The organism is Hydrogenophaga luteola, from assembly GCF_042648585.1.
GTDB lineage: Bacteria > Pseudomonadota > Gammaproteobacteria > Burkholderiales > Burkholderiaceae_C > Hydrogenophaga > Hydrogenophaga luteola.
Map to the genome: position 1 here is coordinate 317,896 of NZ_JBHRXX010000007.1, position 16,767 is coordinate 334,662.

The 16,767-nt window shown below is 69.9% G+C and carries 14 protein-coding genes; 5 read left to right on the forward strand and 9 right to left on the reverse strand.

Translation table 11 applies throughout. The annotated features are described in order from the left end of the window. Positions 1-112: 112 nt before the first annotated feature. Positions 113-4,030, forward strand: coding sequence for a DUF4347 domain-containing protein (locus ACFOPI_RS16240; protein WP_382175915.1), 3,918 nt, complete (start codon positions 113-115; stop codon positions 4,028-4,030). A gap of 6 nt (positions 4,031-4,036) precedes the next feature. Here the strand turns inward: ACFOPI_RS16240 and ACFOPI_RS16245 are convergent, their stop codons facing one another. The 9 genes from ACFOPI_RS16245 to ACFOPI_RS16285 form a co-directional block, all read right to left on the reverse strand. Then, positions 4,037-5,509: an ABC transporter ATP-binding protein gene (locus tag ACFOPI_RS16245; protein WP_382175918.1), complete on the reverse strand. Its 1,473-nt coding sequence runs from the start codon at positions 5,507-5,509 to the stop codon at positions 4,037-4,039. Further along, positions 5,506-6,306 (reverse strand): ABC transporter permease, encoded by an 801-nt coding sequence (locus ACFOPI_RS16250; protein WP_382175921.1) that lies wholly within the window; start codon positions 6,304-6,306, stop codon positions 5,506-5,508. The genes ACFOPI_RS16245 and ACFOPI_RS16250 overlap by 4 nt, the downstream gene beginning before the upstream one ends. Then, positions 6,303-7,304 (reverse strand): ABC transporter permease, encoded by a 1,002-nt coding sequence (locus ACFOPI_RS16255; protein WP_382175924.1) that lies wholly within the window; start codon positions 7,302-7,304, stop codon positions 6,303-6,305. The genes ACFOPI_RS16250 and ACFOPI_RS16255 overlap by 4 nt, the downstream gene beginning before the upstream one ends. After that, on the reverse strand, positions 7,304-8,848 hold the full coding sequence (locus tag ACFOPI_RS16260; RefSeq protein ID WP_382175927.1) for an ABC transporter substrate-binding protein: 1,545 nt from the start codon (positions 8,846-8,848) through the stop codon (positions 7,304-7,306). Before ACFOPI_RS16260 ends, ACFOPI_RS16255 begins: the two co-directional genes overlap by 1 nt. A gap of 113 nt (positions 8,849-8,961) precedes the next feature. After that, positions 8,962-9,957: a CobW family GTP-binding protein gene (locus ACFOPI_RS16265; RefSeq protein ID WP_382175930.1), complete on the reverse strand. Its 996-nt coding sequence runs from the start codon at positions 9,955-9,957 to the stop codon at positions 8,962-8,964. Positions 9,958-9,972: 15 nt separating this feature from the next. Continuing rightward, the gene (locus ACFOPI_RS16270) at positions 9,973-11,217 is read right to left on the reverse strand and encodes a GTP-binding protein (RefSeq protein WP_382177200.1); all 1,245 of its coding nucleotides are present in this window, start codon (positions 11,215-11,217) and stop codon (positions 9,973-9,975) included. 14 nt (positions 11,218-11,231) lie between these two features. After that, positions 11,232-12,179: a metal ABC transporter substrate-binding protein gene (locus ACFOPI_RS16275; protein ID WP_382175934.1), complete on the reverse strand. Its 948-nt coding sequence runs from the start codon at positions 12,177-12,179 to the stop codon at positions 11,232-11,234. Between the two features lie 39 nt (positions 12,180-12,218). Then, the gene (locus ACFOPI_RS16280; RefSeq protein ID WP_382175936.1) at positions 12,219-13,091 is read right to left on the reverse strand and encodes a metal ABC transporter permease; all 873 of its coding nucleotides are present in this window, start codon (positions 13,089-13,091) and stop codon (positions 12,219-12,221) included. Continuing rightward, complete coding sequence (locus ACFOPI_RS16285) at positions 13,088-13,894, reverse strand: metal ABC transporter ATP-binding protein (RefSeq protein ID WP_084383038.1); 807 nt, start codon at positions 13,892-13,894, stop codon at positions 13,088-13,090. The genes ACFOPI_RS16280 and ACFOPI_RS16285 overlap by 4 nt, the downstream gene beginning before the upstream one ends. Before the next feature lie 79 nt (positions 13,895-13,973). Between ACFOPI_RS16285 and ACFOPI_RS16290 the strand changes: the two genes are divergently transcribed. The 4 genes from ACFOPI_RS16290 to ACFOPI_RS16305 are packed head-to-tail and all read left to right on the forward strand — an operon-like array spanning position 13,974 to position 16,592. Next, on the forward strand, positions 13,974-14,489 hold the full coding sequence (locus ACFOPI_RS16290; RefSeq protein WP_382175939.1) for a Fur family transcriptional regulator: 516 nt from the start codon (positions 13,974-13,976) through the stop codon (positions 14,487-14,489). Beyond that, positions 14,486-15,136: an ABC transporter ATP-binding protein gene (locus tag ACFOPI_RS16295; protein ID WP_382175941.1), complete on the forward strand. Its 651-nt coding sequence runs from the start codon at positions 14,486-14,488 to the stop codon at positions 15,134-15,136. The genes ACFOPI_RS16290 and ACFOPI_RS16295 overlap by 4 nt, the downstream gene beginning before the upstream one ends. Further along, positions 15,133-16,344: an ABC transporter permease gene (locus ACFOPI_RS16300; protein WP_382175943.1), complete on the forward strand. Its 1,212-nt coding sequence runs from the start codon at positions 15,133-15,135 to the stop codon at positions 16,342-16,344. The genes ACFOPI_RS16295 and ACFOPI_RS16300 overlap by 4 nt, the downstream gene beginning before the upstream one ends. 5 nt (positions 16,345-16,349) lie before the next feature. After that, positions 16,350-16,592, forward strand: coding sequence for a hypothetical protein (locus tag ACFOPI_RS16305; protein ID WP_382175945.1), 243 nt, complete (start codon positions 16,350-16,352; stop codon positions 16,590-16,592). Positions 16,593-16,767 lie beyond the last annotated feature (175 nt).

A 16,767-nucleotide genomic window follows, 5' to 3' on the forward strand; every position in this document is an offset into this window, starting at 1 on the left:
TTCGTGATCTGACTTCAGTCTGACGTGCTGCTTGCCGATGAAGTGGGTGTACCGGCATTCCGTCCCAAGACGCGCACCAGCAGCGTCGATGCCTGGTGCAGAGGACACAGGCATGAACAAGTCTTACAGGTCGATCTGGAATCCAAGCCTGGGTTGTTATGTCGCGGCGCCGGAGAGCGCCACGGCCCATTCGTCGGGGACCTCGTCGGCGCGTGCGGTGCGCAGCAGCTGTCCGGCGCGCAGCCGTTCGGTGATGGCGCTGGAGCCCCGCATCCTGTTCGACGGCGCCATGCTGGTCACCGCCGTCGAGACCGATGGCGAACAGGCCCCCGAGTCCAGCGCCGTTGAAAACGCCGACACGGCGGAGCCAGACGCCAGCGAGCAGCCGGCGGCCACCACCGGGCACACCCCCGCCACAGAGACGAGCGACGACGACACCAGCGAAGTCGCGGTGACGGAAGAGACATACGAGGCCGCCGCGCAGGAGGTGGACGCCGCTGCGGAGGAACCGCCCACCCCAGACACCAACGCCAGCACCGACGACGATTCCGACGACGACACCGACCTGGCCACCGAGCCGGCACCGTCGGCTCGCAACGAAGTGGTGTTTGTCGATGGCCGCGTGAGCGACCCCGGCGCCTTCGCTGCCGACGGCCGCGAAGTGGTGGTGCTCTCGACCGGGCAGGACGGCCTGACCCAGATCGCCAACGCACTGGCCGGCCGCACCGGCGTCGATGCCATCCACATCGTCAGCCACGGCAGCGATGGACAGCTCCTGCTGGGCAGCAGCGCCATCACCGCCGATACCATCCAGACCACCCAGCTGACGTCGCTGCAGTTGATCGGCCAGGCCCTGTCCGCCGACGGCGACATCCTGATCTACGCCTGCGACTACGCTGCCGGCGCCGACGGCCTGCAGGCGATGGACCTGATCGCCGACATCACCGGCGCCGACGTGGCCGCCTCCACCGACGCCACCGGCCACGAGTCGCTGGGCGGCGACTGGGCGCTGGAGCAGAGCACGGGCGAGATCGAGGCCCAGTCACTGGACATGGCCTCGTGGGAGGGCGAGCTGCCCGCCTATACCGGCGACGCCCTGGCCACGAACCTGACGCTGTCGGGCAGCGCCACCGCCGTGGCGCCCGACACCATCCGCCTCACACCCAACACCGGCGGCCAGAGCGGTGGCGCGCAGTCCTCGTTCGAGATCGACCTGACCGAGGACTTCAGCCTGTCGTTCAGCGTCTACCTGGGCACCAGCGACTCGGGGGCCGACGGCGTGACCTTCATCATGCACAACGACCCCGATGGTGCGCTGGCACTGGGCGACACGGGTGGTGGGCTCGGCGCGATGGGCATTGCCAACGGCGTGGTGATCGAGTTCGACACCTACAACAACGGCGGCCCCGACCTCGCCAACGACCACACCTCGATCTGGGACTCCGACAGTGGCGAGGTCATCGTGGCCGCGCAGGACCTGGGCGACATCGAGGATGGCACCTGGTACCCGGTGGAGGTGAGCTGGGATGCGGCGACCGAAACCCTGTCCTACTCGTTCAATGGCGTGTCCATGGGCAGTGCCACGGGCCTGCTGTCGGCCGGGCGCTTCGGCTCTGGCAGCACGGTGCACTTCGGATGGACCGCCGCCACCGGTGGCGCCATGAACGAGCAGGCGGTGCGTATCGACTCGTTCACCGGTGAAGTCAACTTCGCACCCGTCGCGACCGACGACGCCTTCACCGTCAGCGAAGACGGGTCGACCCTGCTCGGGCAGGTGCTGGCCAACGACAGCGACCCCGAAGGTGGCGCGCTGAGCGCCACGCCCCTGAACGCCGTGGGCTCGGCGGGCGGCAGCCTCGGCACCGACGACTCGGGCAACCTGGTGTTCCTCCCGGGCTCGTCCTTCGACGACCTGGCCGCGGGCGAGACGCGCGACACCACCTTCACCTACACCCTGCATGACGAACAGGGCGCCACCGCCACCGCCACCATCACGGTGACCGTGCAGGGCGCCAACGACGCACCCGATGCCCAGAACGACCACTACGACGTGACCGAAGACGGCGCCTACACCCTGGGCAGTGTGCGCGCCAACGACAGCGACGTCGACAGCAGCGAACTCTGGGCCGAAATCAACACCACGGAAGGCTCCAACGGCGGCACCTTCACCCAGGACGACGCCGGCAACCTGATCTTCATTCCCGGCAGTGCTTTCGACAATCTCGCCGCAGGCGAGACGCGCGACACCAGCTTCTCCTACGTGCTGCACGACAGCGAGGGCGGCCAGTCGTCGGCCACGGTCACCGTCACGGTGCACGGTGTGAACGACGCGCCGGTGGCCGAGGCGGATCAGTATGTGGCCTCGGAAGACGCGGCCATGTCCCTCGGCCGCGTGACGGTGAACGACACGGATGTGGACGGCAGCGAACTCTGGGCGGACACCTCGGCCACCGGGGCCGGCGACCAGGGCGGCTTCTTCAGCTTCGACGACTCGGGCAGCCTGGTCTTCAACCCCGGCACCGACTTCGACGACCTGGGTGCGGGCGAGAGCCGGGACACGCAGTTCGTCTACACCCTCTACGACGACCTGGGCGCCAGCACGACCGGCACCGTCACCGTGACCGTGCTCGGGGCAAACGACAACCCGGTGGCCCAGGACGACAGCTTCGACGCCGACGAGGATGCGTTGCAGTCGCTGGGGAGCCTGACGGGCAACGACAGCGACGCCGACGGCGACGAGCTGCAGGTGGTGTTGCCCGGCGTCGTGACCGGCAGCACCGGCGGCCGCTTCTGGCTGGACGACTCCGGCAGCCTGATCTTCGACGCCAACGGCGACTTCGACGACCTGGCCTCCGGCGACACGCGCGAGACCTCGTTGACCTATTCCGTCACCGATGGGCTGGGTGGTTCCTCCGAGGCCACGGTCACTGTGACGGTGCATGGTGTGACCACCGATCCGGGCCAGGACCCGCCGCCCCAGGGTGGCGATGAAACGGGTGTGGCCCCCGACTCGCCCACGTACCCCAACCAGATCGTGTTCGTGGATGCGCGCGTGCCCGATCCCCAGGCGTTTGCCCTCGACGGCCGCGAGCTGGTGATCCTGTCCACCGAGACCGATGGGCTGGACCAGATCGCCAGCGCGCTGGCCGGTCGCACCGGCATCGAGGCGATCCACATCGTCAGCCACGGCAGCGAGGGCACGGTGACCCTGGGCCTGGGCGACATCAACGCCGGCAACGTGCAGGCGGGGCAGATCCAGGCCCTGCAGACCATCGCCCAGTCGCTGACGGTGGAGGCCGACATCCTTATCTACGCCTGCGAGTTCGCGGGCGGCCAGGACGGCTTGAACGCCATGCTGCTGCTCTCGCAGTACACCCAGGCGGACGTGGCCGCCTCGCTGTTCGTCACCGGCTCGCCCACACTGGGCGGCAACTGGTCGCTGGAGGCCACGGTGGGTTCGGTGGAAGCCACGGCCCTGGCGCCGCAGAACTGGAACCACCTGCTGGACGTGCCGCAGGCACCGCAGGAGCCTCAGGTGGCGCCGGAGCAGACGCAGCCCCAGGCACCGCAGCGCGCCGACGCCACCCCGGTGGCCAAGCGCTTCTTCCTGACGCCGACAGACGCGGCCCCCCAAGAGCGCTCGGCGGACGGGCTGCGCCACATGCACACCGCCGCCGAGCCGCGCGCGCTGTCCCTTGAATCGCCCGGTACCGTCCGGGTCCAGGGGCTAGAAACCGTGTTGCGCGAACGCGTGGCCGCCGCGCAGCCCCTGCCGTCCACCGACCTGGCTCCGGCGCTGCCCCAGGCCGATGCACAGGCGCCCGCCACCGACACGGGTCTCACACCGGTGTGGCCGGTGGAGCGCCCGCAGATCTGGAGCGCATCGCAGCCCTGGCTGGACGAACTGGCGGTCCAAGACGCCGAGGCCGACGACGCGCCACAGGCCGCACCGGGCTTGCGCGCCCAGCTCAGCCAGTGGGCCCAGTGGGGCATGGGCCGGCCGCTGACGCGCGCCGTGGCCCGCGCCTGAGGCGGCTCAGGGCTGGTGCAGCCGCCCGGCCGCGAACCGGGTCTGCCGGTGCGTGGCCTGGCGCGCCAGGTCCGGGTCGTGGCTGACCAGCAGCATGGCGCAGTCGCTCTCGGCCATGGCTTCGCACAGGGCGGCCATGGTCTCGCGCTGGGTCAGCGCGTCCAGCCGCGAGGTGGGCTCGTCGGCGAACACGAACACCGGCTGCAGCAGCATGGCGCGCAGGATGGCCAGACGCTGCAGCTCGCCGCCCGAGACCTCGCCGGGCAGGCGATCGAGCAGCTCGTCCGACAGGCGCAGCCGCTGCAGCCAGTGGGCCATGGGGGTGGCGTCCAGCCGGTGCAGTTTGAGGAGATCGTCGAGACCCCGGCGGATGGTCTGGCCGGGTGCGAACGAGGCCACCGGGTCCTGGTAGAGCTTCTGGAAGCGCCAGGCCGGCACCCCGGCGCGGCGCCGGACCGTGCCCTGGCGCGGTGTGAGTGCGCCCACCATCACGTTGCCCAGCGTGGTCTTGCCACAACCGCTGGGGCCGACCACGGCCACCGACTCGCCCTCGGCAATCGGCAGGCTCGCACCCTGCAGCACGGCGCGTTCGCCAAAGCTCACGCTCACCTGCTCGGCGGCGATGACCGTGTCGCCCGCTGCCGCTCCGCGCGCCGGGGCCAGCGAGGGCCAGTGGCGCGGCTGCGCCGCGATCAGCTCGCGCGTGTAGCCATGCTGCGGCGCCTGGAGCACCGTGTTCACATCGCCCGCTTCCACGATGTGGCCCTGGCGCATCACGGCCACGCGCCCACCCAGCCGCAGCGCCAGGTCCAGGTCGTGGGTGATGGTCAGCAGTGCCTGGCCCTGCTGCTGGGCGTCGGCCAGCAACCGGGCCACCTGCTCGCAGGCACCGGCGTCCAGGCCCTTGGTGGGCTCGTCGGCGATCAGCACGCGCGCATCGCTCTGGCTGGCGCAGGCCATGCCCACGCGCTGTGCCATGCCGCCCGAGACCTGGTGCAGCCACTGCCGACCGGCGTGGGCCAGGCCCAGCGCGGCGAGGTGGCGGTCGGCCTGCTCCAGCGCCTCGGGCCAGCGGCGGCTGGCGGCGTAGCGGCCGGCCTCGGCCACCTGGGTGCGCAGGCGCATCACCGGGTTGAGGGCGGTCCAGGGTTCCTGCGGAAGCATCACGATCTGGGTGCCCCACAGCGGCTGTGTGAGCGTGCGCTGGCCGTGCGTCTCGCGACCGACGATCTGCACCTGGCCGCTGGCCTGCATGACGCCGGGCAACGTGCCCATGATGGCCTGGGCCAGCAGCGACTTGCCCGCGCCGGATTCACCCACCAGGGTGAGCCGTTCGCCGGCCCGCAGCTCGAAGCTGCAGCCTTGCAGCAGCATCCGCCCCACGGGCAGCGCCTTGCTGGGTCGCAATGCGATGCACAGGTCCTGCACACGCAGCACGGTCTCGCCGGCGATGTGACTGGGTGTGTTGGGTGCGTTCATGTGGGCACTCCTGTGTGGACCTCATCGGCCGCGCGGCCGACCACGGCCTGCAGCGCACCGATCACCAGCACCAGCGCCACCACCGGTGCGGCGAGCAGCCAGGGCGCTTCGTAGTAATAGGGCAGGGCCTCGGTCATCATCAGGCCCAGCTCGGCCTGAGGAGGGCGCAGGCCCACGCTGATGAAGCCCAGCGCGGCAATCGCCAGCACGGCCGTGGCGACCGCGTAGGCCCACAGGCGGGCCAGCACACCCGCCACCGGGCGCAGCACGTGCCACCAGGCGATGTAGGCCGGGCCGAAGCCCAGCAGGCGCGCCGCCTGCACCGGCTGTCCCAGCAGGGCCGAGCGCGTGTGCGAGCGCATCAGGCGGAAGAACTCCACCCAGGCGGTGAGCACCAGGCCGCTGTAGAGCGCCCACTTCTGGCCCGGGGCCATGGCGGCGATCAGCAGCACCCAGAGCAGGCCGGGGATGGAGGCCACCGCGTCGGCCGCGACCGACGCGGCCCGGTCCACCCAGCCGCCGCGCGCCGCGGCCAGCAGACCCAGCACCGTGCCCAGGGCCACGGCCAGAGCGGCCGAGGCCAGGGCCAGGCCGAGCGAAGTGCGCAGGCCTTCACCCAGTCGGGCCAGCTGGTCGCGGCCCAGGTGGTCGGTGCCCAGCCAGTGCGCGGCGCCAGGCGCCTGCAGGCTGGCCATCAGGTCCTGCGTGTGCGGGTCGGGCGCCAGGAACGGGGTGAGCAGCGCCGTGGCCGCCACCCCAGCCAGCAGTGCGCTGGAGACGAGGGTTGTGGCTTTCATGGGGTGGGCTCCGCGGTGGGGTTGGCGGGAGCCGGTGCGTCGGGCTGGCGGCGCGCGGTCTGCGCGTCGGCCAGGCGAGGGTCCAGCCCATGCAGCAGCAGGTCCACCGCGCTGCTGAGCAGGACGAACAGCAGGGCCATGGTGACGGCAGTGCCCTGCACCATGGGCACATCGCGCGCGATGACGGCGTGCACCAGGGCGTGGCCGATGCCGGGCCAGGCGAACAGGGTCTCCACCACCACCATGCCTTCGATCAGCAGCACCAGCTGCACGCCCGCATAGGCCAGCGTGGCCAGCAGGACCTGAGGCAGTGCGTGGCGCCACAGGGCGGCGCGCAACGGCAAGCCCTTGACCTGGGCGAACTCGAACGCGTCCGAACGCAACAGCCTCAGCGCCACGTCGCGCACCACCTGGGTGAAGCCGGGACACAGCGCCAGGGCCAGCGTGAGCGCTGGCAGAACGACATGGTCGGCCTCTTCATGGCCGGCCACCGGGAACCAGCCCAGTTCCACCGCCAGCAGCGTGGACAGCACCACACCGATGAGGAAGGACGGGCTGGCGCGCAGCACGGTGTTGAGCTGGTCGATGGCGTGGCGCAGCCAGCCATCGGGGCGCAGCGCGGTCCAGAGGCCCAGCGCCAAGCCCAGGAGCAGCGCCAGGGCCCAGGCCACCAGCGACAGCCACAGGGTGTGACCCAGCTGCACCGCGAGCAGCGAGACCACCGTGTCGCCCAGCACCACCGAGCGGCCCAGGTCGCCCTGCGCCATCTGCCCCAGCCAAGCGGCCCAGCGCACGAGGGCCGGGCGGTCCAGGCCGAGTTCGGCGCGCACCGATTCCGCGATCTCGGTGTTGACCACGTCGTAGCCGTAGCGGCCGGCCGCGATGCGGTAGGCCGAGTCGCCGGGCAGGGACTCGGCCATCACGAAGCACAGCGTGCCCACGGCCAGCAGCACGAACACCACCTGCAGCAGCAGGCGGGACAGCAGACGGCCCGGCATCACGCGGCCCAGCCCATGCGGCTGATGCGGTAGCTGCGCTCCAGCGGGTCCACGCTCACGTTCACCAGGCGCGTGCTGGCGGTCATGGAGTGCTGGTACCAGGCCACCGGAATGACCGGCAGCTCGGCCTGCAGAACGGTGGCGATGGCGCCGCGCAGCGCGGAGCGGCGCTTGGGATCGACCATCAGGCTCATGTCGGCCAGGGTCTGGCTGACCTGGACGCTGTGCCAGCCCATGGCGCCCCAGTCGCCGCCCTTGGGGCCGAAGTCCTGCAGCAGGATGCCCAGCGGGTCGGGCACCAGGCCGTAGTTGCGGGCCACCAGGGCCAGCTCCAGCGAGCCGTTCTGGTGGCCGCTGGGGATCTCGCTGGAGTTGCCGATGCTCACCGCCATGTCGATGCCCACGGCTTTGAGTTGGGCCTGGATCGCGGTGGCCAGGGGCGGCAGTTCCGGTCGGTCGGAGAAGGTGCGCAGCGTGAGCTTGAACGCCTCGCCGGCCTGGTTGCGCAGCACGCCGTCGGCGCCCGCCTGCCAGCCCGCCTCGCGCAGCAGCGCGCGCGACTGTTCAAGGTTCTGCGCCAGCGGCGCCAGGCCGGGCACATGCCATTCGGCCACGGCCGGCGGGAACAGCTGGGTGGCGGCGGCCTCGGGCGCGCGCATCAGGGCGGTCGCCATGCCGCTGCGGTCCAGCGCCAGACTCATGGCCCGGCGCACCCGCAGGTCGGCCAGGAAGCGGTGGCCGGCGTTGACCTTGATGTAGATGGTGCGGGGCAAGGGCAGCCGGTGGAGCTGCAGTTTGCGGTTGGCGCGCAGGCGCTCGTAGCCCACCGGGTCGTGGGTGTAGACCAGGTCGGCCTGGCCCGACGAGGCCATCATGCCCCGCGTCTCGCCGCGCGAGGCGCCCAGATAGTCCACCGCCTCAATCACCGGCTTGCGACCATCGAAGCCCTCGAAGCGGCGCGTGCGCAGGGACTGCGGCGCCTGGACCTCAACCACCTGGTAGGGACCGGAGCCGATGACCTGCCGCACGCTGCCGTCGGCCGCGTACGACGCGGGCGCCAGGATCAGCGTGCTGTTGTGCGCGAGGAAGGCCGGCAGCGCACTGAAGGGTTTGGCCAGCCGGAACACCAGCTCGCCGCCCTTCGCCGCGATCTGCTGCGCGCCCGTGTTGCGCAACAGGCCAGGCTGGGCCAGGGCCCGTTGCAGGCAGGCGGCCACGGCCTCCGCGGTGACCGGGGTGCCGTCATGAAAGCGCGCCGTGGGGCGGATGGCAAAGCGCCACTCCAGCCCGTCGGCCGAGGTGGTCCAGCGGCTGGCCAGGCCGCCCACGAACAGGCCCTTGTCGTCCACCTCGACCAGGGTTTCGGCCACCTCCAGCCGCGTGAAGATGTAGCCGGTCTTTGACGGGTCGAGGGTCATCACCTCCCAGGGGGAGACCACCTTGAGCGTGCGGGTGCCCTGGGCATGGACCAGGCTGGTGGGCAGGGCCGCGGCGGCGGCGGTCGCCTGCAGCAGGCGACGGCGGGTGTGGTTTGGCAGAGGCATGGCGGTTCTGATTGACATATATCAATTGATAATTATTCGCAATAAGAATGATCTTAGCGGATAGCGGATAGCGGATAGCGGGCGGGGCATCCCGCCGGCATCCCGGGCGGCGGTCAATGGGTGACCTGAGGCGGAGCGACCGACTGCGAAAGCCCTTGCAGGAGCAGGTCCCTGGGCAGATCGCGGCCGATGAACACCATGCGCGACTCGCGCGTTTCACCGTCGCGCCAGGGGACACCACGGTCCGCTCCCATGAGCATGTGCACGCCCTGGAACACGATGCGGCGGGCTTCACCTTCGATGTGAAGGATGCCCTTGTAGCGCATCAGTTTGGGGCCATGCACCTGCACCATGGCACCCAGGAAGTCTTCGATGCGCGCCAGGTCCAGTGGCCGCGTCTCGCGAAACACGAACGAACTCACATCATCGTCGTGCGCGTGGTCCACATCGGTCAGGAAGTCGGGCTCAATCTCGAGGATCGCATTGAGGTTGAAGCCGCGCAGGTCCAGCACTTCCTGCAGGTCGATCTGGCCGAAGCTGGCATCGGTGATGGCGGCGCGCGGGTTCATGCGCATCAGCCGTGCCTTGAGGGTCAGGATGTCGGTCATCGGCACCAGGTCGGTCTTGGTCAGCACGATGCGGTCGGCAAAGCCCACCTGTTCCTGCGCCTCGTGGTGTTCGCGCAGTTGATCTGGCGCATGCACCGCGTCCACCAGCGTGACGATGGCGTCCAGCAGGTAGTGCATGCCGATGTCTTCGTCGACGAAGAAGGTCTGCGCCACCGGCGCCGGGTCTGCCAGGCCGGTGGTCTCGATCACCACGCGGTCGAACGCTAGCGCGCCCGCCTGGCGCTTGGCGGCCAGCTCACCCAGGATGCGCACCAGGTCGCCGCGCACGGTGCAGCAGATGCAGCCGTTGTTCATCTCGACGATCTGCTCGCCGGCGTCCTGCACCAGCAGCTCGTTGTCGATGCCGGATTCACCGAACTCGTTCTCGATCACGGCGATGCGCTCGCCATGGTCTGCCTTGAGGATGTGGTTGAGCAGCGTCGTCTTGCCGCTGCCGAGGAAGCCGGTGAGGATGGTGACGGGGATCAGTCCTTGGGACATAGTGTGCTCCTGCGGTCAGGCGGTTTCGGCGGTGGCTTCCCATTGCGGGAAAGGGTCGGGCAGCTCGGACCACCCCTTGAGGCCCTTGCGGCTTTCGGTGTAGTTCAAGTGCATGGCCTTCCAGGCCTGCTCGATGGCGGCGCGGTCCAGGTTCCGGCCGATGAACACCACCTCGTTGAGGCGGTCGCCCCAGGGCTCTTTCCAGCGCGCCTCGATGGCCTGGCGTTGTGGCGATCCCTTTGACGGCCAGCGGTCGCGCGGGGCACTGGCCCACCAGCGGCCCACCGGTTCGTGGGTGGCGGTGTTGCCGGCGCGGGAGTAGCTCACCACCCACTGCGGCCGGCTGGCCAGCCAGACGTAGCCCTTGGCGCGGATCAGGCCCGGCAGGGGCAGGTCCATGAAGGTGGAAAAGCGCCATGGGTGGAGCGGCTCGTGGCTGCGCAGCACGAAACTCTCGATGCCATAGGCCTCGGTCTCGGGCGTGTGCTCGCCTTCGAGTTCGCGCGCCCAGCCGGGCATGGCGCTGGCGCGTTCCAGGTCGAACCGGCCGGTGCCCAGGATCTGCCGCAGCGGCACCTGGCCGTGGTCGGCGTAGACGACCTCGGCCACCGGGTTCAGTGCCTTGACCACGGCGGTCACCTCGTCGCGCCTCGCCGCATTGACCTTGTCGATCTTGTTGATGACCACCACGTCGGCAAACTCGATCTGGTCCGTCAGCAAGGCGGCCAGGGTTCGGTTGTCCTCGGGGCCGGCGGTCTCGCCTCGCTGTTCCAGCAGGTCGGTGCTGGTGAAGTCGGCGAGCAGGTTGAGCGCGTCCACCACCGTGACCATGGTGTCGATGCGGGCCACCTGGTTGAGCGACTCGCCGTCCTCGTCTTCAAAGTCGAAGGTGGCGGCCACCGGCATGGGTTCGCCGATGCCGGTGGACTCGATCAGCAGGTAATCGAAGCGCCCTTCGGCCGCGAGCTTGCGCACCTCCAGCAGCAGGTCTTCGCGTAGCGTGCAGCAGATGCAGCCGTTGCTCATCTCGACCATCTTTTCTTCGGTTCGTGAGAGCGCGGCGCCCGCGTTCTCGGCTCCGAGCTCGACCAACGAGGCGTCGATGTTGACCTCGCTCATGTCGTTGACGATGACCGCCACGCGCAGGCCGTCGCGGTTGGCCAGCACATGGTTGAGCAGCGTGGTCTTGCCCGCGCCCAGGAAGCCCGAGAGCACGGTCACGGGTAGGCGTCGGTCGCGTGGTGCAGCGTTGAAACCCATGGTCGTGCGCCGGTTCACTGGCCTTTGATGGCCTGTGTCATGGCCATGGTGTTGACTCGCATCATGGCCATGTAGGTCCCGGCCGGGCCGCTGGTGTCCGACAGGGAGTCGGAGAACAGCTCGCCAGCGGGCTTGACGCCCGTTTCGCGGCCAATCTGTTCGATCAGTCGCGGGTCGGAGATGCTCTCGACAAACAGGGCCTTGATCTGTTCCTTCTTGATCTGGCGCACCAGCTGGGCCACGCCCTTGGCCGAAGCTTCGCTGTCGGTGCTCACACCCTGTGGCGCCAGGAACTTCACGCCGTAGGTCTTGGCGTAGTAGCCGAAGGCGTCGTGCGAGGTGATGAGCTTGCGCTGCCCGGCCGGGATGGCGGCCCAGGCGGCCTTGATTTCGGTGTCCAGCGTCTGGAGCTGGGTGGTGTAGGCCGCGGCGTTCTTCCTGTAGCCCTCGCAGCCGGCGGCGTCGGCCGCGCACAGGCCCTTGGCGATGTTGGCCACATAGGTGATCACATTCGGGACGGCCTGCCAGGCGTGCGGGTCGAGTTCGCCGTGGTCGTGGTGACCGTGTTTCCCGGCTTTGTGGTCGTGGTCGTCTTCTTCGGTCTGCAGGGGCTTGATGCCCTGGCTGACCAGCACCGGTTGGCCCCTGTACCCGGCGGTCTTGAGCAGGCGCTGCATCCAGCCTTCAAAGCCGAGGCCGTTGGCGAACACCACCTGGGCCTGCGCCACCTGTTTCGCGTGCGAGGGTGAGGGCTGGAACACGTGCGCGTCGGCACCGGGGCCGACCAGCACGTCCACCTGAACGCGATCACCACCCACCTGGCGGACGAGATCGCCCAGGATGCTGAAGCTGGCTACGGCCTGGATGGGGGCAGTGGTCTGGGCGTGGCCCAGCGGGCTGAAGGCGAGGGCGCCGAGCGTGACAAGCGACGCAATGGCGCGACGACGAAGGTACTGTTGCATGGTGCGGGTCCTTGGAATGAGATGGGAGGAGAAAACGGTTCAGGCCCGCAGGTGGCGCGGGCCGGTGGGACGCTGGCGCAGCACGCCGCGCGGCGCGAAGGCCATGGACAGCAGGTAGACCGTGCCCAGGCCGAGCACGATGACCGGGCTGGTCGGCCAGTCGGCGTGGTAGGACAGCAGCAGGCCGGCGATGGACGTGAGCAGCGCGATGCCGGTGGCCACGGCCACCAGCGGGCCGAGGCGCCGCACCCAGAAGCGCGCGCTGGCGGCAGGCAGCACCATGATGCCCACCGCCATCAGCGTGCCCAGTGCGTGGAAGCCGGCCACCAGGTTGATCACCAGCAGGGCCAGAAAGCCGACGTGCGCCACCGCGCCCAGCCCGCTGACCTGGCGCAGGAAGCCCGGGTCCAGGCATTCGAGGATCAGCGGTCGTCGGATCAGGAACAGGGTGACCAGCGTCACGCCCGTGATGCCCCAGAGCAGCGCCAGCGCCGCATCGTCCAGCGCCAGCACGGAGCCGAACAGCACATGCAACAGGTCCACGCTGTTGCCGCGCACCGAGACGATGAGCACGCCCAGCGAGAGCGAGATCAGGTAGAAGGCCGCCAGGCTGGTGTCCTCGCGGATCAGCGTGTGGCGCGCCACCAGGCCGGAACCGATGGCCACCGCCAGACCGGCGACGATGCCGCCCACCGTCATGGCCGCCAGCGACAGGCCAAACAGCAGGTAGCCGATGGCCGCGCCCGGCAGGATGGCGTGCGCCATGGCGTCGCCCGTGAGGCTCATGCGCCGCAGCATCAGGAACACGCCCACCGGAGCGGCCGACAGCGCCAGCGCGATGCAGCCCAGCAGGGCCTGGCGCATGAAGGCGAATTCGATGAAGGGACCGAAGATCAGGTTGCCTTCGTTCATGGCGTGGCCTCCAGCGCGGGGCCCTGCGAGTGCATGTGCGGGTGATACCCCCTGGCGGGCGAGCCGGTCTCGCATTCGCCGGCCTGCTCGTCGAAGGGTTCGCGCAGCGACTGCGCGCGGGCCCAGTTCGCGTCGGTCAGCACCTCGGCCGTGGCGCCCCAGGCCACCGGCTCGCGCGCCAGCAGCAGGGTCTGGGGGAAGTGTTCGCGCACCTGCGCCAGATCGTGCAGCACGGCGATCACCGTCTTGTCCTGGCGCTGCCAGCCGTGCAACAGGGCCAGCAGGTCGGCGGTGGTGCGCTGGTCCACCGCGGCAAAGGGTTCGTCCAGCAGCACCACGGGCGCGTCCTGCAGGACCAGCCGCGCGAACCGCGCGCGCTGCAGCTGCCCGCCCGAGAGCGTGTCCAGCCCGCGCCTCTCGAAGCCCGAGAGGCCGACCGCGGCCAGCGCGGCATCGCACTGCTGCCGGTGCGCGGCGGTGAAACGCCCGAGCGCGCCGACCCGCCGCCACAGACCGCTGGCCACCATGCCACGCACGTCGATGGGAAAGCTGGCGTCGAGCTCGCTGTGCTGCGGCAACCAGGCGATGTGCTCGCGCCGCAGGCCTTCGATGTGGCCCGACAGCGGCGCCAGCGCGCCGGCCAGCGCCTTGACCAAGGTGCTTTTGCCGGCGCCGTTGGGACCGACCACGGCCACCAGCGCACCGGGTTCAATGTGCAGGCTCAGGTGGTGCACCGCCGGGTGGCGCTCGTAGCCCAGCGTCAAGTCGCGCAGGGTGATGGTGGGGGCTTGGGGGCCTGTCATTGGGCTGTGTAAACTGTTGCAACTCAATTGCGATAGCGCGAATGTTAACGCAACATTGTTGCGATAATGGAGGCCTTCCATGGCAACCCGACCCAGCCCCAAAGAACCGGTGACCGTGCCGGCCGAGATCCAGACCCGTCTGGAAGCCGCCGGCCTGCGCCGCACCCTGGCCACACGCGCGGTGCTGGGCCTGTTCCTGGCCAACCCGCAGGGCACGCTCAGCCACGCCCAGGCCCTGGCCTCGCTGCAGACGCGCGGGCTGGATATCAACCGCGTCACCCTCTACCGGCTGCTGGAACGCCTGGCCGCCTGTGGTGTGCTGCAGCGCCAGACCGACGACGACGCGCGCACCTGGCGCTTCCGACTGGCCGACCTGAGTGAGGACGGCACTGCGCCGCGCTTCGAATGCGACGCCTGCCATCGGCAGTTCCGCCTGGCCTCGGCGAGCGAACCGGCGCGGGCCGTGGCCGACGAGCTGATGCGCACGCTGGCGGGCATGGGGCACCGCGGCCTGCGGCTGGACATGGCCGTGCACGGCACCTGCGCCGACTGTGCCGACCCTGCGGGCAGCCCGGCGACGGAGCCCCGCCCGTGATCGAGACCCGCGGCCTTGCCTTCTCCTACCCGCAGGCGCCTGTCCTGAGCTTCCCCGACCTGGTGGTGCCGCATGGCGGCACGCTGCTGCTGCGCGGGCCCTCGGGCAGCGGCAAGTCCACCTGGCTGGCCTTGGTGGCGGGCCTGCTGACGCCGGCGTCGGGCGAGGTGGTGGTGGCCGGGCAGACGGTGCACACGCTGGCCGGCGCGGCCCGCGACCGCTGGCGCGCGCGTTGCCTGGGTTTTTTGCCGCAGAAGCTGTTCCTGAGCGAAGCGCTGTCGGTGGCCGACAACCTGGCGCTGGTGTTCTTCGCCGCCGGACTGCCGGTGGACCGGGGCGCCATCGGGCGTGCGCTGTCGGCGCTGGACCTGTCTTCTCTGGCGGAGCGCAAACCGTCGCAGCTCTCGGGTGGCCAGGCTCAGCGGGTGGCATTGGCGCGGGCGTTGCTGCTGCAGCCCAAAGTGCTGCTGGTCGACGAACCCACGGCCAGCCTGGACGACGAGGCCTGTGCGGCCGCGCTGGCGCTGCTGCAGCGTGGTGCCGCCGAGGTCGGCGCGACGCTGGTGATCTCGACCCACGACGCACGCGTGGTGCAGGCGCTGCCCGCCGCGCAGACGCTGCGGCTGGCGAGGGAGGGAGTGGCATGAACGTGCTGAGCCTGTCCTGGCGCTACCTCTGGTCGCGTCCGCTGTCCACGGCGCTGAACCTGCTGTTGCTCACACTCGGACTGGCTTCGATCGCCTTCGTGCTGATCGCACAGCACCAGGTGGACCGTGCGTTCGAGCGCGACCTGCAGGGCATCGACGCGGTGGTCGGCGCCAAGGGCAGCCCGATGCAGCTGATCCTGGCGGGTGTGTTCCACATCGACGTGCCGCCGGGCAACATCCCTCTGGACGAGGTGAAGAAGCTGCAGGCGCACCCGCAGGTGGCGCAGCTGATTCCGCTGAGCCTGGGCGACAACCTGCAGGGCTTCCGCATCGTCGGCACCACGCCGGACTACGCGATCCACTACGGCGCGACCCTGGCGCAGGGCGCGTTCTGGACCGCGCCGATGCAGGCGGTGCTGGGCGCCCAGGTGGCGCGCAGCACCGGTCTGGCGCTAGGCCAGTCTTTCGTCGGTGCGCACGGCCTGGGCAGCGGCGGCGCGGTGCACGGCGAGGCGCTCTATGCGGTGAACGGCGTGCTCGCGCCCTGCGGCTGTGTGCTCGACCGGCTGGTGCTGACGGCGACCGAATCGGTTTGGAAGGTGCACGACGACATGCACGCCACCGAGGACATGGACGAAGAAGACCGCGCGGCCATCGAGGCCGACCGGGAGGTGACGCTGGCCTTGATCCGCTACCGCACGCCGCTGGCGGCCGCGAGCTTTCCGCGCTTCATCAACGACAGCACGCCGATGCAGGCGGCCTCGCCGGCGGTGGAGATCACGCGCCTGCTGAGCATGGTGGGTGTGGGCACGCGTGTGCTGCAAGGCCTGGGCGCGGTGCTGCTGGCGGTGGCCGGGCTGTCGGTGTTCATCGCGCTCTGGGGCGCGGTGCGCGAGCGCCGCCATGACCTGGCGATGCTGCGCATGCTCGGCGCGCCGCCGACCCGCGTGGGCGCGCTGGTGCTGTGCGAATCGCTGTGGCTGGCGCTGATGGCCTGCACGCTGGGCTTGCTGGCGGCACACGGTCTGACCGCGCTGATGGGGCAGATGTTGATGGACCAGCAGTCGCTGGCCATCACGGGCTGGCAGTGGGTGCCCGCCGAAGGGTGGGTGCCGCTGCTGGCCCTGGGGGTGGCGGTGGTGGCGGCGCTGGTGCCGGCCGTCAGCGCCTATCGGGTCGATGTGACCCAGTTGTTGAACACGAGGTGAAACCGATGAAAAAGACCGCTCTCTTCCTGGCCCTGTCCGCCTGCATGACCACCGCCGCGCTGGCGCAGCACTCCGACAAGGAACTGCAGGAAGACATCCAGCGCCACCGCGCCATGGCCGCGGCCCACGAGGGCGCGGCCAAGTGCCTGGAGACCAAGAAGGACGAGAAGGTCTGCATGGCGGAACTTCAGGCCGCGTGCAGGGGTCTGGCGATTGGCAAATACTGTGGGATGAAGCACGCGCATTGATGGCCCACCCCCGCGCCGCGCTTCGCGCGTCACCCCCTCAAGGGGGCAACGCCTGCGGCCTGGCGAAGCCAGTTCCGCGGCGTTCTCGAATGAAGTCCTTGCTCTCGATATGAACTTTCTTTCTCGTTGCTTGCTGTTGCCGCTGGCTTGTTTCTCCGGGTTGGCGTTGGCGCAG

Excerpts from the sequence above, each read along its gene's own strand:
- ACFOPI_RS16260 (WP_382175927.1), bottom strand. The coding sequence starts at position 8,848 with ATGCCTCTGCCAAACCACACCCGCCGTCGCCTGCTGCAGGCGACCGCC.
- ACFOPI_RS16240 (WP_382175915.1), top strand. The coding sequence starts at position 113 with ATGAACAAGTCTTACAGGTCGATCTGGAATCCAAGCCTGGGTTGTTAT.
- ACFOPI_RS16245 (WP_382175918.1), bottom strand. The coding sequence starts at position 5,509 with ATGAACGCACCCAACACACCCAGTCACATCGCCGGCGAGACCGTGCTG.
- ACFOPI_RS16280 (WP_382175936.1), bottom strand. The coding sequence starts at position 13,091 with ATGAACGAAGGCAACCTGATCTTCGGTCCCTTCATCGAATTCGCCTTC.
- ACFOPI_RS16300 (WP_382175943.1), top strand. The coding sequence starts at position 15,133 with ATGAACGTGCTGAGCCTGTCCTGGCGCTACCTCTGGTCGCGTCCGCTG.
- ACFOPI_RS16305 (WP_382175945.1), top strand. The coding sequence starts at position 16,350 with ATGAAAAAGACCGCTCTCTTCCTGGCCCTGTCCGCCTGCATGACCACC.
- ACFOPI_RS16275 (WP_382175934.1), bottom strand. The coding sequence starts at position 12,179 with ATGCAACAGTACCTTCGTCGTCGCGCCATTGCGTCGCTTGTCACGCTC.
- ACFOPI_RS16270 (WP_382177200.1), bottom strand. The coding sequence starts at position 11,217 with ATGGGTTTCAACGCTGCACCACGCGACCGACGCCTACCCGTGACCGTG.
- ACFOPI_RS16255 (WP_382175924.1), bottom strand. The coding sequence starts at position 7,304 with ATGCCGGGCCGTCTGCTGTCCCGCCTGCTGCTGCAGGTGGTGTTCGTG.
- ACFOPI_RS16265 (WP_382175930.1), bottom strand. The coding sequence starts at position 9,957 with ATGTCCCAAGGACTGATCCCCGTCACCATCCTCACCGGCTTCCTCGGC.
- ACFOPI_RS16250 (WP_382175921.1), bottom strand. The coding sequence starts at position 6,306 with ATGAAAGCCACAACCCTCGTCTCCAGCGCACTGCTGGCTGGGGTGGCG.
- ACFOPI_RS16290 (WP_382175939.1), top strand. The coding sequence starts at position 13,974 with ATGGCAACCCGACCCAGCCCCAAAGAACCGGTGACCGTGCCGGCCGAG.
- ACFOPI_RS16285 (WP_084383038.1), bottom strand. The coding sequence starts at position 13,894 with ATGACAGGCCCCCAAGCCCCCACCATCACCCTGCGCGACTTGACGCTG.